Annotated in this window: 17 protein-coding genes; all 17 read right to left on the bottom strand. The window is 41.6% G+C overall.

The window, feature by feature from the left end:
• Positions 1-155: 155 nt before the first annotated feature.
• The 17 genes from VRHSUH09_RS05750 to VRHSUH09_RS05830 all read right to left on the bottom strand — a co-directional run bounded on the left by VRHSUH09_RS05750 (position 156) and on the right by VRHSUH09_RS05830 (position 15,839).
• Entirely contained in the window at positions 156-4,412 is a 4,257-nt protein-coding gene (locus tag VRHSUH09_RS05750) for an acyl-CoA dehydratase activase-related protein (RefSeq protein ID WP_105081646.1), read from the bottom strand.
• 436 nt (positions 4,413-4,848) lie between these two features.
• Positions 4,849-5,967, bottom strand: a complete 1,119-nt coding sequence (locus VRHSUH09_RS05755; RefSeq protein ID WP_054748413.1) for a 1-propanol dehydrogenase PduQ — start codon at positions 5,965-5,967, stop codon at positions 4,849-4,851.
• Between the two features lie 11 nt (positions 5,968-5,978).
• Entirely contained in the window at positions 5,979-7,409 is a 1,431-nt protein-coding gene (locus VRHSUH09_RS05760; protein WP_245875996.1) for an aldehyde dehydrogenase family protein, read from the bottom strand.
• A gap of 128 nt (positions 7,410-7,537) precedes the next feature.
• Entirely contained in the window at positions 7,538-7,804 is a 267-nt protein-coding gene (locus tag VRHSUH09_RS05765) for a EutN/CcmL family microcompartment protein (protein ID WP_009352229.1), read from the bottom strand.
• Entirely contained in the window at positions 7,791-8,282 is a 492-nt protein-coding gene (pduM, locus tag VRHSUH09_RS05770; RefSeq protein WP_105081648.1) for a PduM family microcompartment protein, read from the bottom strand. Before pduM ends, VRHSUH09_RS05765 begins: the two co-directional genes overlap by 14 nt.
• Before the next feature lies 1 nt (position 8,283).
• Positions 8,284-9,123 carry an ethanolamine utilization protein EutJ gene (gene eutJ / locus VRHSUH09_RS05775; RefSeq protein ID WP_245875997.1) on the bottom strand — a complete coding sequence of 280 codons (840 nt, stop codon included), beginning with the start codon at positions 9,121-9,123 and terminating at the stop codon, positions 8,284-8,286.
• 10 nt (positions 9,124-9,133) lie between these two features.
• The gene (pduL, locus tag VRHSUH09_RS05780) at positions 9,134-9,754 is read right to left on the bottom strand and encodes a phosphate propanoyltransferase (RefSeq protein ID WP_105081650.1); all 621 of its coding nucleotides are present in this window, start codon (positions 9,752-9,754) and stop codon (positions 9,134-9,136) included.
• A gap of 6 nt (positions 9,755-9,760) precedes the next feature.
• On the bottom strand, positions 9,761-10,036 hold the full coding sequence (gene pduA / locus VRHSUH09_RS05785) for a propanediol utilization microcompartment protein PduA (protein ID WP_005385294.1): 276 nt from the start codon (positions 10,034-10,036) through the stop codon (positions 9,761-9,763).
• Between the two features lie 44 nt (positions 10,037-10,080).
• Positions 10,081-10,626, bottom strand: coding sequence for a BMC domain-containing protein (locus VRHSUH09_RS10600; protein ID WP_218017064.1), 546 nt, complete (start codon positions 10,624-10,626; stop codon positions 10,081-10,083).
• Positions 10,627-10,685: 59 nt separating this feature from the next.
• The gene (locus VRHSUH09_RS05795) at positions 10,686-10,865 is read right to left on the bottom strand and encodes a hypothetical protein (RefSeq protein WP_105081651.1); all 180 of its coding nucleotides are present in this window, start codon (positions 10,863-10,865) and stop codon (positions 10,686-10,688) included.
• Between the two features lie 91 nt (positions 10,866-10,956).
• Positions 10,957-11,799, bottom strand: a complete 843-nt coding sequence (gene pduB / locus VRHSUH09_RS05800) for a propanediol utilization microcompartment protein PduB (protein ID WP_105081652.1) — start codon at positions 11,797-11,799, stop codon at positions 10,957-10,959.
• A 2-nt stretch (positions 11,800-11,801) separates the two neighbouring features.
• Entirely contained in the window at positions 11,802-12,083 is a 282-nt protein-coding gene (gene pduA / locus VRHSUH09_RS05805; RefSeq protein ID WP_008602344.1) for a propanediol utilization microcompartment protein PduA, read from the bottom strand.
• Between the two features lie 44 nt (positions 12,084-12,127).
• Positions 12,128-13,135, bottom strand: a complete 1,008-nt coding sequence (locus VRHSUH09_RS05810; RefSeq protein WP_054748421.1) for a nicotinate-nucleotide--dimethylbenzimidazole phosphoribosyltransferase — start codon at positions 13,133-13,135, stop codon at positions 12,128-12,130.
• An 18-nt stretch (positions 13,136-13,153) separates the two neighbouring features.
• A complete protein-coding gene (locus tag VRHSUH09_RS05815) occupies positions 13,154-13,594 on the bottom strand; it encodes a EutP/PduV family microcompartment system protein (protein WP_024066327.1) in 441 nt (146 codons plus the stop codon).
• A gap of 13 nt (positions 13,595-13,607) precedes the next feature.
• Complete coding sequence (gene eutS / locus VRHSUH09_RS05820) at positions 13,608-13,970, bottom strand: ethanolamine utilization microcompartment protein EutS (protein WP_008602338.1); 363 nt, start codon at positions 13,968-13,970, stop codon at positions 13,608-13,610.
• Positions 13,971-14,050: 80 nt separating this feature from the next.
• Complete coding sequence (locus VRHSUH09_RS05825; protein WP_060924420.1) at positions 14,051-14,773, bottom strand: MIP/aquaporin family protein; 723 nt, start codon at positions 14,771-14,773, stop codon at positions 14,051-14,053.
• Between the two features lie 10 nt (positions 14,774-14,783).
• On the bottom strand, positions 14,784-15,839 hold the full coding sequence (locus VRHSUH09_RS05830) for a cob(I)yrinic acid a,c-diamide adenosyltransferase (RefSeq protein ID WP_060924421.1): 1,056 nt from the start codon (positions 15,837-15,839) through the stop codon (positions 14,784-14,786).

The following is a 15,839-nucleotide window of genomic DNA, read 5'->3' on the forward strand; positions in this document are numbered from 1 at the left end:
TGAGCCAAGAGAGGGCTGTATTTTTTCTATACTAGTAATATGCAGTTGTATTCGGGCCCCATTATAAAATGTAAGGGACCTTATCACTTATTTACAGTAGCTCCATCGAGTTACACAACTATTAGTTTAGGGAAAATTCGCAATACACTAACTACTTACTCAAACATTGTCGATAGTAGTAGTTTCAACCGATTCGCTTGGTTTACTGCACTGGAGCCAGGATCGTAGTCGATTGCTGCGATGCGCACTTCTGGATAGGCTGCAGATAGTGTTTTCACCATGCCTTTACCCGTTACGTGGTTTGGCAAGCAGCCGAATGGTTGCAAGCATACGATTTGTTTGGCTCCTTTTTCAATAAGGTCGATCATATCGCCTGTGAGGAACCAGCCTTCACCACATTGGTTACCAAGGCCGATAAATTGAGCTGCTTCTTTTGCTACTTCTGTCATACGTTGTAGAGGATCAAAGTTTTTAGACGCCGCTACGGCTTTAGCATATGGCAAGCGGTAGAGTTCAAGGGCTTCACGTGCTAGTGTACCGAAGAAACCAGATAACCATGTCCCATCAAGGTGTTTTGCACGGTATGTGCTGTCCATTGCACAGTACAAGAAGAAGTCTAATAAGCCAGATGTAACGACTTCGCCCCCTTCTTTTTCAATGAGTTCATTGATATGGTTGTTAGCACTTGGGTGGAATTTAACGTAAATTTCCCCTACGACGCCAACGCGAGGTTTTTGTACGTCTTTGTTAACTGGCAAGTTATCAAAGTCATGGATAATCTCTTTGATGTACTTATTGTACTGACGAAGGCTGGCAGATGTAATGTTTTCACGCAGCTTTTTAAGCCAGTAATCACATAATGCATCGGTAGAGCCAGGGTTCTTTTCGTATGGGCGTGTAGCCAATACGCATTGCATAATAGCATCACCATATACCACGGCTTGGATCATGCGATGTAAGAAGCCTTTAGTCAACTTAAAGCCTGGTTGACGTTCCATATCACTCGCATTGAGGGATAGGATTGGCACTTGTTTCATACCTGCATCAATCAATGCTTTACGCAAGTAACCGATATAGTTCGTCGCACGACAGCCACCACCCGTTTGAGAGATGATAACTGCTGTTTTTTCTACGTCATATTTACCAGACAGTAAGGCCGACATGAGCTGACCTACAACGATGATTGCTGGATAACATGCATCATTATTGATGTATTTTAGGCCCACTTCAATATCATCGCGCGTAGGCGCTGGCAACATTTCAAAGTCATAACCTTCGTTTTTGAGGACTGGCTCTAAGAGGCTAAAATGTAATGGTGACATTTGTGGCACCAAGATTTTATAGGTCTTACGCATTTCCTCAGTGAACACCACACGATTGTAATCGTAAGTTGGTAATTCTTCTACCACCACTTCTTCTGGTGCCTCTGGGTTATTATGACGACGCAAGCTACGTTCCATTACAGATTGCAAGGAACGCAGACGAATCGTTACAGCCCCAAGGTTTGTACCTTCGTCAATTTTGAGTAAGGTATGGATCTTATGGTTTGCTGAAAGTATATCTTTTACTTGATCCGCTACGATAGAATCGAGACCGCAACCAAAGGAATTAAGCTCTACAATTTGGAAGCCTTCTGTTCTGCTTACGAATTCAGCAGCACGGTATAAACGACTATGGTAGGACCATTGGTCTACAACGCGCAAATGCTTGATATCATTACCGAGAGGTGCTACACCATCTTCAGTAAGAACAGCCATCCCTAGAGATGTAATGAGCTCAGGAATACCGTGATTAATACCGGAGTCTAAATGATATGGACGACCAGCTAAAACGATGGTTGGAATTTGTTCTGCTACGAGGCGAGAAACAGTTTTCTTCGTCGTTTCACGGTAAGAGGCTTTACAATTTTCTTGCTCTTCCCAAGCAAGGTCTACTGCCTTAGCAATATCTTTCTTCTTGAGATCCAAGAAGTCCAATGCTTTCACAAGGGCAGGAACAAGAGATTTTTTATCAGCCAACGGCAAGAATGGCGCGTGGAATGGAGTATCCCCCAGAACCTCCTGCATGTTGTTTTTGATAAGTTCTGGATAGGAAATAACCATTGGACAATGGTAGTTGTTGTCGCGGCTAAATTCCTTAGGACCATGTTGCACACAAGGGTACCAAATAAAGTCTACCTGTGCATTCGCCAAATCCCGAATATGACCATGCACAGCCTTTGCAGGATAACAAGCCGTATCGGATGGAATCGTATCAATAGCCTTATTGTATTGATCCTTTGTCGTATATTCTGAAAGGATAACTTCATAGCCCAAGGTGTTAAAGAATGTAAACCAGAATGGGAAATCCTCATACATGTTGAGGACGCGCGGAATACCAACACGCATTTTACCTTCAAACTCTGGAATATTTTTCTTCAAATAATAGTCGAAGTAACGGCGCAATTTTACATCTACCAAGTTAGGAACTGCTTTGCGTTCCTCTTGAATCATACCGCCCGCACCGCGGTCACAACGATTGCCCGTTACGTAAGTACGACCATCAGAGAAAGCATTGATGGTAAGCATACAGTTATTGGAGCAAAGTCCGCAATTGCGCATTGTCGTAGCAACTTGTAAGGAATTAAGCCCTTCGCTATCTAACAATGTACTATTACCCTTTTGCAACTCTTCAGCTGTTTCAGCAGCAAGAAGAGCCATACCGTATGCGCCCATCAAGCCAGATACGTCAGGACGAATTACTTCTACGCCCATCAATTTTTCGAAGGCGCGCAAAACGGATTCATTGTAGAATGTACCGCCTTGTACAACGATATGATCACCCAATTCTTTAGGATCTTTTACCTTAAGAACCTTGTAAAGGGCATTTTTAATTACAGAATAAGCAAGGCCTGCTGCAATATCTTGTACCGTAGCACCTTCTTTTTGGGCTTGCTTAACCTTAGAGTTCATGAATACGGTACAACGAGAGCCTAAGTCGATTGGCAAGGTTGCCAACAAACCTTCCTTCGCGAATTGGTCGATAGGAATACGCAAGCCAGATGCGAAGGTATCGATGAAAGAACCGCAACCAGAGGAGCAAGCTTCGTTCAATACAATATCTTCGATGTAGCCATCGCGAACCTTACAACATTTCATATCTTGACCACCGATATCCAAGATAAAGGATACATCAGGACAGAAGAAGCGGGCCGCACGATAGTGAGCCATCGTTTCTACTTCACCGATATCGATGCCAAGGGCGCGTTTAAGAAAGGCTTCGCCGTAGCCAGTTACACCAGAGTGTGCAATATATGCACCTTTAGGCAATAATGTGTAAATTTGCTCGATAATTTCACGAGATTTTTCTAATGGTTTACCATGGTTAGGACCATAGTGAGAGAAGATAATTTCCTTATTGCTGTTGATGAGCACTACTTTTAAAGTAGTGGAACCAGCATCGATACCAAGGTAACAAGGACCTTGAGCATCCTCAATATTCGCCTTTGGCGTTACCGCCTTAGCATGACGAGCTCGGAATTCTTCTAATTCTTGTTCATTTTTAAATAGTGGATCTACACGGTCTGTAGCTTCCATAGGAATACCGATAAGAGCACCGATTTCCTTTGTCAATTGACCAACCGTAATCTCACGGCATTCATCTTTCATCAATGCCGCCCCTAAAGCGATGAACAATTCACCATTCTCAGGGATGATGCGTTGAGATTCTTCCAGCTCTAATGTGTCACAGAAACATTGGCGCAATTCGGACAGGAATGTCAACGGACCGCCAAGGAATGCCACATTACCTTCGATTTTATGGCCGCATGCGAGGCCTGCAATCGTTTGGTTTACAATAGCTTGGAATACAGATTTAGCAATGTTTTCATGGGATGCCCCTTGATTTAACAAGGCTTGAACGTCAGTTTTTGCAAACACGCCACAACGTGCCGCAATTGGGTAAATTGTATCAGAATTCATAGCCAATTGGTTGAGACCAGATGCATCAGTTTGCAATAAGGTCGCCATTTGGTCTATGAAAGCACCTGTACCACCAGCACAGGAACCATTCATACGGTGTTCTGCAGTTTGACCTAAGTAAGTAACCTTCGCATCCTCACCACCAAGTTCGATGATAACATCTGTTTCTGGATAGAGCGCTTTCACAGCTCGCGTTTCAGCAATAACCTCTTGTACGAATGGAATGCGCACCTTTTCGGCCATCGCCATACCACCAGAACCAGTAATACATACGTGAACTAGATCATCTTCATGGCCTACTTGAGCCTCTTGAAGCAAGGTATATACTGTGTCCAAAATATTCGCATAATGGCGTACGTACTTCTTATACAAATAATTATCGTGTTCGTCCAATAGTACAACTTTAACCGTTGTAGACCCCACGTCAATACCCATGCGTAGCATGTGCTGCATAAATACCTCTCTTTTTAACAACCGTATGACCGCCTAAGCGATCATACTCGTTTTTGTGAAAGTAGCACATCATAAAATACCAAATACGATGTACTAAACATCTAACTTGTAAAACTAAAAATTAGATGAGGATATTATACTTTCACGAAAATATCTAAATTTTTAAATATCCTACCTATATTATACAACAAAAGCAGCTAAAATCTAAGTTTTCTTATATTCCAAAGAGTTATAAAGAATATAACTAATTTTGAATTGCAACGTCGTATTTCCTATAGGATATAAAGAATATTATAACACTTTAACATAAAAAAAGATGTATCTACCAGTACTTAAATAAACTGATAACAGTCATATAAAAATCAGAAAAGAGACTTCAATGAAATCATCGAAGTCTCTTTTCAAAACATTATATTAATATCGGTCTTATATGGATTTACAGCACTTTTTTATACAAGCTAACTAGATCATCATGGTTAGCAGGATATGGATTGAATCTATAGCACATGTCTTCTAGAGCTCTATCTGCCATAAGGTCGACCTTTGATTCTGAAGTAGCTTTATCTACACCAAAGGCGGTAAGGTTCATTGGACAACTTAATGTATGCTGCAATGTAACGATAGCCTCTATAAGAGCAGCTAATTTATCCGCCTCTGTTGCATTATGACCTGCAAAGCCTAATTTAGCAGATAAATGAGCATACTTTTTAGCTACCGCCGGATTGTGGGAGCAGTTAAAGCCGATTACATAGGGTAAGAGCATACTATTAGCTAAACCATGAGGCACATGGAATTGTCCTCCCAATTGATGTGCCATAGCATGAACGATACCTAAACCAGCCCTATTAAAGGAAAGTCCTGCTAAGCAAGATGCTTCGTGCATTGACATGCGATCATGCTCTGTCGCTGTTGGCTTATGGCATTTTGGTAGGTACTCAAAGACAAGCTCAATCGCTTGTTGTGCCAATGCGTCAGTAAAGTTATTTGACGCCGTTGCCACATAAGCTTCAAGCGCATGAACGAGTACATCCATCCCGCTAAAAGCAGTAACATTTGGAGGCGATGTTTTTACAAATAATGGCGTTAATAAAGCTTCATCTGGTAATACCGCATCATCTACAAGAGGATATTTAATCTGTGTTTCGCTATCTGTAAGAACAGCAAAGGCTGTTACTTCAGAGCCTGTTCCACTTGTGGTAGGAACGGCGATGAAGGATTTGATATCCATATGCTTTAGCTTACGACCAAAATAGGCTATCCCTTTACTCATATCGATACAGGACCCTCCACCTATAGCGATAATAACAGTTGGTTTAATACCTTCCATAAACTCAATGCCTTTTACTACGTGAGTTATGGGCGGATCAGGTACTACGTCTGTATAGATAGTTACCTTATTTCTACTGTCCATTAGGCTCATCACATACGTAAGGTTTGGTGAGTCCTTCAAAAATGGATCGCATATGATGAGGATAGATTCGTTATTAAATTCTGTAAGACGTTGTAATGAATCTTCCCCTGCATAAATTTTGGTTGGGAATGTCCATTGATTCATATGCTCACCACCTATCGAATATTAAAGCCCGTTGTTAAGCAACATCTACGGCGACGAGCAAAGCATCGAGCAGATGTAGTAGATTCTCCTGTTGGTGTAGCAATAGTAAAGGTCGTTGTTCCTTCTCCACTAAAACCAAGGCCAGCATAAGATGGACCATTCTTAACAAAAATAGACGTTTTCATTTTACGTGCCATCTGATTGAGGCGTTCCATATTTAAGGAATGCATCGTTGCCGTATGATGTAAACCAGCTTCTAACATCAAGCATACATTTAGACCTTCATCAAAGCTATCTACTGTTATAACAGGTAGAATAGGCATTAACATTTCAATTACTGCAAATGGATGGTCTTTTGGAGTTCGCAAGATAATCAATCGTGGATCACCGTTATACGGAATGTGAGCCGCATCAAGGATAACACTGGCATTTTTACCTACAAACTGTTTGTTTGGCGTCCCATTTGGCAAGACTGTTAAGTCCACCAACCGTTGAATATCTTGTTGATTATCAACGAGGACACATCCTACTTTCACCATTTCTTGAAAGAGTTGTGGCTCAATTTGACGCATGGCCACAACGCTCTTTTCAGCGATACAAAGGATGTTATTATCAAGGCTAGCACCGAGAACGATATCTTGGGCTGCCTTTTTAATATCGGCCGTTTCATCTACAAAAGCTGGCGGATTACCCGCACCAGCACCGATAACCTTTTTACCACTTTGAAGTGCTTGTTTTACTACCCCAGGGCCACCAGTAACAACTAATAAGCTTACATCTGGATGTAACATCATCTCTTGGGCAGACTCAATAGATGGCTCGCGAAGTGTAACAATGAGGTTTTCAATGCCAATCGATTTAGCAATAACTTGATTGAGCTCACTAACAAGCTCCCGACTCAAATTCTTGGCGCCTGGATGAACGCTAAAGAATATAGCATTTCCGGCCGCCAGCATACCGATGGAATTACATATTAATGTTTCTGCTGGATTCGTACTTGGCGTTATAGCACCGATGACACCATAGGCTGATAATTCATATAATGTCATACCATTATCACCAGTTTCACACTCTGTAACAAGGTCTTCTACACCTGGTGTTTTATCTAGTGTAAGGTTTAATTTTAGTACTTTATCCGCAACGCGGCCCATTCCTGTTTCTTCAACAGTTTTTTGAGCCAACTCTTGTACTCGTGGGCGCATAGCAGCACGAATATCTGCGATTACCTTCTCACGAGTTGCCAAGGTGCAATCTTCAAAACGCAATTGCGCTTCTTTTGCTGCTCGAATAGCCTCATCTACCGTATCAAACACACCGGGTTCTTGACCGCGAGATACTTGTTTAACCGATTGCGATGAGGCTGTTTCTTGCTTTTGCCCCTGTAATACATCTATAACCATGGAGCGGATCATTTCTTTCAACTGTGTATTGTTTTCCATCATGAACCTCCATATAGGTTGCATTGCTGATGCAATGTCCATGTCGACTTAAGGTGTACACAATCAGTGATACATTCATGATGTGACACAATAACTAGGTTTAACTCTGGCACCAGCTAATTCCTATACAATTATTTTTCAAAACTATCTACAATTCCCACAATAGCACAATCTACTGCGGTGCCTTTATCATTTTCGAAAATATGCCGTGCCGATGAGCCTCGAGTTAAAAGCACATATTCACCAACACCGGCACATACTGTATCGACGGCGATTTCTATGCGCCCCGTCAACCCTTGTTCTCCATCGAGAATATCCACCATCATCAGCTTCATTCCCTTTAGAGATTCATGCTTTTGAGTAGATACGATACTACCCACTACTTTACCGACTTGCATATTTCTCGTTCCCTTCAATTATTGTGATACCTAGGCGTTCAACCTCTTCACGAGCAGCCATGGTAAACCGTTGTCCCCTATATATGACGATAACAGACTGACTTTCACAAGATCTTACAAAAGACGCCGTTATCCAGCCTTGTGAAAAAGCATATACAGGATGTCCAAATTTATCTAGAAATTTGATGGGCCAGTCAAGAATGACTGATGGATTCATCAACGAGGTTACAGGAACTGCTAGGCGTATTGTCACCTCGCAGTCATAGGCCAATGCACGGTGCAAACAGGCTACCCAAGGCACCAATGTATCGCTCATTAACTCTCGTATATGACCATAATCTATACCAGCGAAAGAAATGAGTTGGTTCTGCAACAATATATGCTCATCAAAGCTAGTATTTTCCATGACCATAAAGGTTGCAGTGGATGTCATACGCTTTTCTAGGCGTTCTAGCACCAGTTTAACTAATGCATCCATATTAAAGCTCACTTCCCATGGCAATCCCTAAGGGCGTTACAAATTCAGGATACAGTGGCTTATGAACAGGTAGCCCTATATATTGACTGAAAGTCTTTGTGAACTCCTCAAAATTAGAGGCACCGCCCACAACTACTATAGGCGTTCCTTTTTCATAGCCGCCCTCATGTAACGCACGCTTAGAAATAGCTGCCATTTTTTCAACTACAGGCCGTATTGTTGCATATACATCACGTTTATTCGCTTCATTCCGTTTATAAGCTTCCGCTTCAGGAATAGAGATGCCATAGGCCCCGCTAATAACGAGGTTCATATGGGTGCCGCCTGTTGGCTCATCCACGGTATATACAACTCGGCCATCCTTTAAAATACTTATGCCTGTAGTACCACCACCGACGTCAATAACAGCGCCATCAGTGATTCCTAGCACGTTAGCAGCTGCTGTAGGTTCATCTAAGATACAAGTTACTTCAAAACCTGCACTTTCTAGTACATGACCGACTACATCTTTATTCTTGCCTATCGTCCCAGGTGGTACAGCTGCCGCGGCATATACAAGTTCTGTGCCCAAAGCTGCTTCTGCCTTGGCTTTTAAAGCACGCGTTATTGTAACAGCACCCACATAGTCAACAACTAGTCCATCTCGAATGGATTCATTATATTCAAAGGCACCATATATAGGTTTGCCTTTGTCGTTTACTACGGATAGGACAATAGATGATGTACCAAGGTCAATACCTACGCGCAAATTCTTTCGATTATGAGAGCTCACTTGTTTAGACTCTACAAGATCGGAGAACTCTTGTAAGGTATTATTTGCCTTTTTCAAACCTTTCATCATATCACCTACTTTACTGTACAATTCTCGCCATCACTGTACCTTGTACATTGGCAGCATTAGCCTCATCTGTATCAATATGAAGTTCTAGAACAAACCCTGGTACAGCTCGAACGATGACATCACTAAATACAGTAGTGCGCTCAGGTGTTTGCAATTCTACGCTTACACTATCGCCATCATTTACATGAAGCCGTTTTGCATCTTTAGGCGACATATGAATATGGCGCTTCGCAACAATGCAAATAGGTTTAGAAACTTCACCATTTTCGGTGCATAGAGTAATATCTACGGCCGATTCCAAATGACCAGATAGCACAATAGGAGGTTTTAGACCTAATGCACGAGCATCAGTCAAAGATACCTCCACTTGTGACTGTTTTCTAAGAGGCCCCAAAACGCGCACATTTTGGATTGCCCCTTTCGGTCCCACTAAGGTAACAGTTTGTTCGGAAGCAAATTCTCCCGTTTGCTTTAAGTCACTTTTCTTAGTGATAGACTGATTAGGGAATAATATATTCCAGTCCTCCTGACATAGATGGACATGTTTATTGCTAACACCTACGGGAATGGACGATTCAAACATGGCTTCGATTACTTCTCGTACGATAGCACGAATCTGTTCCCGATCCATAAGCTATTATCCTTTCTTAGGTAGGATTAATTCTACGTCGCTATGAGGGCGTGGAATTACATGAGTAGATACTACTTCACCAACTTTTTGAGCTGCTGCACAACCTGCATCAACTGCTGCTTTTACAGCGCCAACATCACCGCGAACCATTACAGTTACAAGACCAGAACCGATTTTTTCAGTGCCTTCTAATGTAACGTTAGCTGCTTTTACCATTGCGTCAGCCGCTTCAATTGCGCCTACTAAACCTTTTGTTTCTACCATGCCTAATGCGTTATTCATGATAATCTCCTTTATTTCTTCTTACTTTAAAACACTTTTTTAACTTATTTCTTTTTAGCGCTTTTTTTTGGTGGTACTTTTTTCGTTACTACCTTCTTGGAATCCTTTGGATCAATAATGGTGGAAACGATTTCATTCAACACCTTTACAGCTTTTTCATCTAGAGAAGACTTCTTCTCTTCAGCACCTTCAGCTTTACTGTTTTCTTTTGAACCATCTTTAGCATCATCTTTAACTACTTTTGTAGATTCTTCTTTAACTACTGCTTTTACTGGTTCTATTTCAACAGATACCTTAGCCGACTGTTCCTTAAAGTCTTCATTGAAAGCTTCTACAAGACCTTCTGCTGGCCGAGGAATCACCTTATGAGCTACATATAGATTCATTCCCTTTGTTATAGCAATGCCTGTTTGAACGGCTGCATCTACAGCGGCTACATCGCCGGCAACTTTAACAGTCATCCACCCAGATCCTTTAGCCTTTTCAATGCCTACTAGCCTTACATTGGCAGCTTTAACCATTGCATCTGATGCGGTAATAGCTCCCAATAACCCAGCCACCTCAAGTAGTCCTAGTGACTCTTTCACCATGCCACCTCCCGTCTAATACTTGGATGATTCGCTCTTTGGATTCAAGCATTCCTATAATGCTAGTTACGTTGCATATCTACTAACATTTGACGAATCAAATCTTTTAACTCTGGCTCTTGATGCTCTGCTTTAAGTTCTTCTTTAGGTTGAACCTGAACAGGTTCCTCTTTGAGCATCCCCACTTCATCCATTATGTCCATAATGATAGCCCGTAACATTTGTTCATTTAGTTCTGCCATTATGAATCCTCCTATTCACATTGTGAAAGTATCATCTATTTCATCATAACGATTACAGTTATTTAAAGTTTACAATCCCATAATCAACACATTAGATTATGTAGGACTCACCTGTATTTTTAGGCTCACTACCCATTGTGCCAAGCAATGTAATCCCTACTTCTCTAGCTACCTTAACGGCTTGTTTAACAGCCCCTGAATCACCACAAATTTGTAAAATTACTTCGTTAGACATAGCTGAGCTCGATGGTGATTGATAGCCTACCACATCTACATTAGCTGATTTAACAGCTGCATCGGCCATAACTACACCGATAGCAGCTGGTGCACCGACAATTAAGCCAAAAGCTTTACCTTCTGGAGTTCCAAAGGCCGTTACTAAGGCATCGCCTGCACGAGCTGTATATTGAATTTCCACATGACCTGCTTCATTCATATATACTTCGCCAAAGGTCCGTTCTAATTCACGTAATGCTACCTCTACAGAACGTCTTACATCGGATACGTCATCGCCTCCGAATATAATGAGGGAACCAGAGCCAGCGCCACCTTTCATGTCTCTAGCAAGTTCAATGCTTACAATCTCTGTATTTGTTGCTTTTACAGCTTCATCAGCGGCCATAATTTGCGGCCCTGCACCAGTACGTGAGCCTAAGATACCGATAGATCGATATGACTTAGTGAGCTTCATAGCTTCCAATACTTGACTATCAACATTGGCAATTACTAGACCAATTGTATCGCCTGTTGTAGTGCTACCTACGTGTTCAGTAATCATAGAAGTTTGTAGTTGACTTACAGCAGGTGAACTTACAGGTGCTGAAGCACATGATGCATTACTAGTCGCGCCTGAAGTTTTGCTTAAATCAGCACTATCGATACGCATCAATACGCGCTTTAAAATCTCATCTACCATACTTTTAGTATCGGCCATAATTATTCACCCTTTGTTGGTAAAATACCTTCTACATCTTTATGTGGTCTTGGAATTACATGAGTAGAGATAACAACACCTACGCGTTCCGCAGCAGCTGCACCTGCATCTACGGCAGCTTTTACAGCACCTACATCACCGCGAACCATAACAGTAACGAGACCAGAGCCAATTTTTTCATTGCCCACTAGTTCCACATTAGCTGCTTTAAGCATTGCATCAGCTGCTTCAATAGCGCCTACTAAGCCCTTAGTTTCCACCATACCTAATGCTTCTTGTGTCATCTGTTTTCTCTCCTTTTACAAAACATAGAATAAAGATTACAAATTTATTTTTCTAATAGTTCCACCATAGTACCTATATTCATAAAGGCAAAGTGCGCTGTTTTAAGTAGTTGTACCATGAGTACAGCACCAGTACCTTCACCTAACGCCATTTGTCCATGGATTGGAACTTCATCAAGACGAATATTTGCATAAGCCAATGCTGCGGCCATCCCTACCTCGCGAGAATAATGAGATGGAATACCATATAATGGAGCGTCTCCATTCATTTGAGTGGCACAAGCCATTGCCACCGCTGTAATATACCCATCGATAACGAATGGGATATGTAAATCTGTACAAGCTACCATCGCACCTGTAATTGCGGCTATATCAAAACCACCAACGCGACTAATAACATCCTTTGGTGTATTGAGATGCCCTTTATGATGCGCTAAGGCAGTCCGTACAAACTCACGTTTTTGATTCATATACGCTTCGTCATCGGGACCAGAGCCAGGTCCTACAGTTATCCGTGGGTCTAATTTTGTAAGCCCGCTTAACACGGCTGCCGATGTGGTAGTATTACCAACGCCCATTTCACCAAAGGAAAATAGATTAATTCCCGATTCCGCATAGTATATAACGCGGTTGTAACCAGCTTGGTATGCTAAATCAAATTCTTCGCCGCTCATAGCGGCACCATGTAAAATATTTTTTGTACCTTGACTAACTTTTCGATCTATCCCGATACCTTTAGGGCACGCAATACCAACGTCTACTACTTCATAAGGAATATGGTTAAAGATACAGTAATTGGCAACTGCGCTTTTACCGTCAATCATATTCTGAGATTGTTTACGAGTAATTTCGTAGTTATAACCGATCAGTCCGTCTACGGAGATTCCGTTATCTGCAGAAAAGATAATATGTTGTGCATGAATCTCAGGCCGAATTTCTTGCCAAGCAAGACACATCTTTTTGAAATATCGTTCCCATAGACCCAAGCTTTTTGGAATGATCGCCTTATTTAAAATAAATTGATTAAGTTGTTCTTCAAAACCTCTGTCCATGGAAAAACCTTCTTTCAACTAACTGTATATGTAGTCACATAAACGATCTAGCGATTCTTGATCGTGAACGGATATTTCAAAAATCTTAGTAGCTCCCGCTAGCTTGAGATTGCGACGAGGAGCCTCCACATCTTTTCCCGTATCAACTTTTGACACAACACCGATAACTTCTCGATTTAAAGAGTTCCCAAAACTAGGTGGGAAAATTGTTGTTTCATCACCTGCAGGAATCATAAAAATCACTATATCCGCATCATAGGCATGCAAGATAATCCCTCGATAGTAATTAGGATTTTCCATGTATTCCCCAGGGGTATCAATAAAATTACCCACTCGAGTTATGGCTTGTGTTTTGTGATACGTTGCAGAGCCATGAGTAATCGTATCTGCCAATGTGGTCTTACCACATCCGCTGCGCCCTACGAGAAGGATGCGTTTTTCTTTCTTTTCGGTACTCATAATTACCCTTTCATTAGGATCTTGTTAAATCCGTTGGGAAGAATCCTAATATGCGTTGCAAGCCTTCAATAACGCTCTGCAATGCGGATTCAACAGCAGATACATCTCCCGTTATGAGAAGTGCTCCCGAAAATCTGTCGATGAAACCAATTTCAATATCACCAGACTTACTTGCTATATCGGCTGCAATAATGGTCCCTTCGCCAGGTGTGATTGTAAGAATTCCAATGGCATTGCGTCCTTTTTCTTCAAGCCCCATTTTTCTAAACAAATCAGGCTTAGGATTAGCAATAACATGCGCTATAGTAACCTGCTTTCCGGGTACAAATTCTTGGATGATGCGTTGTTTAGCATCAATTACCTCTTGAAAGGCCATATAATCTCCTCCTAATACAAAATGTATAGTTCATATAGTGACACGGACCATACATACGAGTCTTTCAATATAGATTTCCCTTAAGGTGCCACTAATTTAAAAAATACTACTGCTAAACCAGCCCCAATCAATGGACCAATAAATGGAACCCATGCATATTGCCAATTCGCCGTTCCCTTATTAGGAATAGGCAAAATAGTATATGCCAGGCGAGGACCGAAGTCACGAGCTGGATTTAACGCATAACCTGTAGTTGCACCAAAGGACATACCGATGGATGCAATGAGGATACCGATAACCACTGGAGCTAAGCCATCTGCCATCTTGCCCAAGCAAAGGATTGCTAGAATGAGCATAAAGGTAGCAATGATTTCAGACATCAAATTGCAAGGTTTATGGTCAATAGCTGGACCAGTCGCGAAGATACCTACGCAGTTACCTTCATCAGGGCCTGTTTCCTTGAAGTGCGGATAATAGAATACTGCTGCAATAGTAGCACCTACAAAAGCGCCGGCAATTTGAGCGATAGACATCGGAATTACTTGTTCCCATGGAAAGATACCTGCTACTGCAAGAGCAAAGGTAACGGCAGGGTTCAAATGACCAGGTCCACCTAGTGTAATTCCTATATACACAGCGAAGGTTACTGCAAAGGCCCATCCAAAAATAATGTGTAACCAGTTAGTACCAAAGATACCAACGATGGTTTTCTTTAACAAAATCGATGCATTTGTACTATTACCAAATGCGAGTAAAACGGCAGTACCAACAAACTCACTAATATACATTTGCGTTACGTCCATTGTCTTCACCTCATCGAGTTAACAAAGATTGTAATGCATGAGATGCAATGTCCATATCTTCTGCCACGGTACCACCGCTAATACCAAACCCACCGACAATTTCGCCATCGATGATGATTGGGTAACCTCCACCAAAGGTACAGATTTTACGATTTACCATGGATTCAATGTTGAATAGATCGCCATCAGGCTGTGCACTTTGATGTACTTCATGAGTTGCCGCTTTGAGAGCCACTGCTGTGTACGCCTTTGCCTGTGCGATATCGTTACTGATGAGCAATGCATCTGACATACGATGGAAATACATTAATACACCTTTTGCATCCACAATAGATACAACAATAGGTACGCCTATGGACTGAGCATAGTCCAAGGCGGTTTGTGAAAGTTTCGTCATAATTTGTTCTAGCTTTGTTCTAGTTGCCATATAACTAACTCCATTTTCAGTAGTATGCTCCATATCCCATAGGCTCCGATTCGTTTCTGCCAGTACTTCTGCATGATTGTTCTTAACACGTTCTGCTACGCGTTCTACAATTGTTTCTACAAATTGCACATAGTCTTCCATGCGAGCCATGATATAAAGAGCATCAGATAATCGATTAATAAATTTTCGAACCTCATCGCGAATTGGTTCTACCTCACCTAAACTAATGAGTAATCGTTCCCCTCGACGACATATAGTGCGCGCCACATGAAGCTCTGCGGCAGATAAATAATTACCGCTTAATATAAAGCTGTGTTGCTGTGGCAAACGCTTCGTATAGTCATCGATCATGTATTCCAATTCGCTTATATCTTGTTGTGAAATCAAATTACTACTTTCACTAAGATGTTCAACATGAGGTGTTGCTACCTCCGCACATAAGCGGAATAGCTGATGTTGTAATGTGTGAAGCACATGTTTATTGTCCTGTGAAATAACTAATTTCTCACAAACACTAACCTGTGCATTTAATTCATCAAAGGTTCCATATGTGTCCACACGAAGTGAATTCTTAGGTACTCTAGTGCCATCAAAGAGAGCCGTTGTACCTGCATCACCGGTTTTCGTATAAATAGCCAT

Source organism: Veillonella rogosae JCM 15642 (assembly GCF_002959775.1).
In the GTDB taxonomy this organism is placed as follows: Bacteria; Bacillota; Negativicutes; order Veillonellales; family Veillonellaceae; genus Veillonella; species Veillonella rogosae.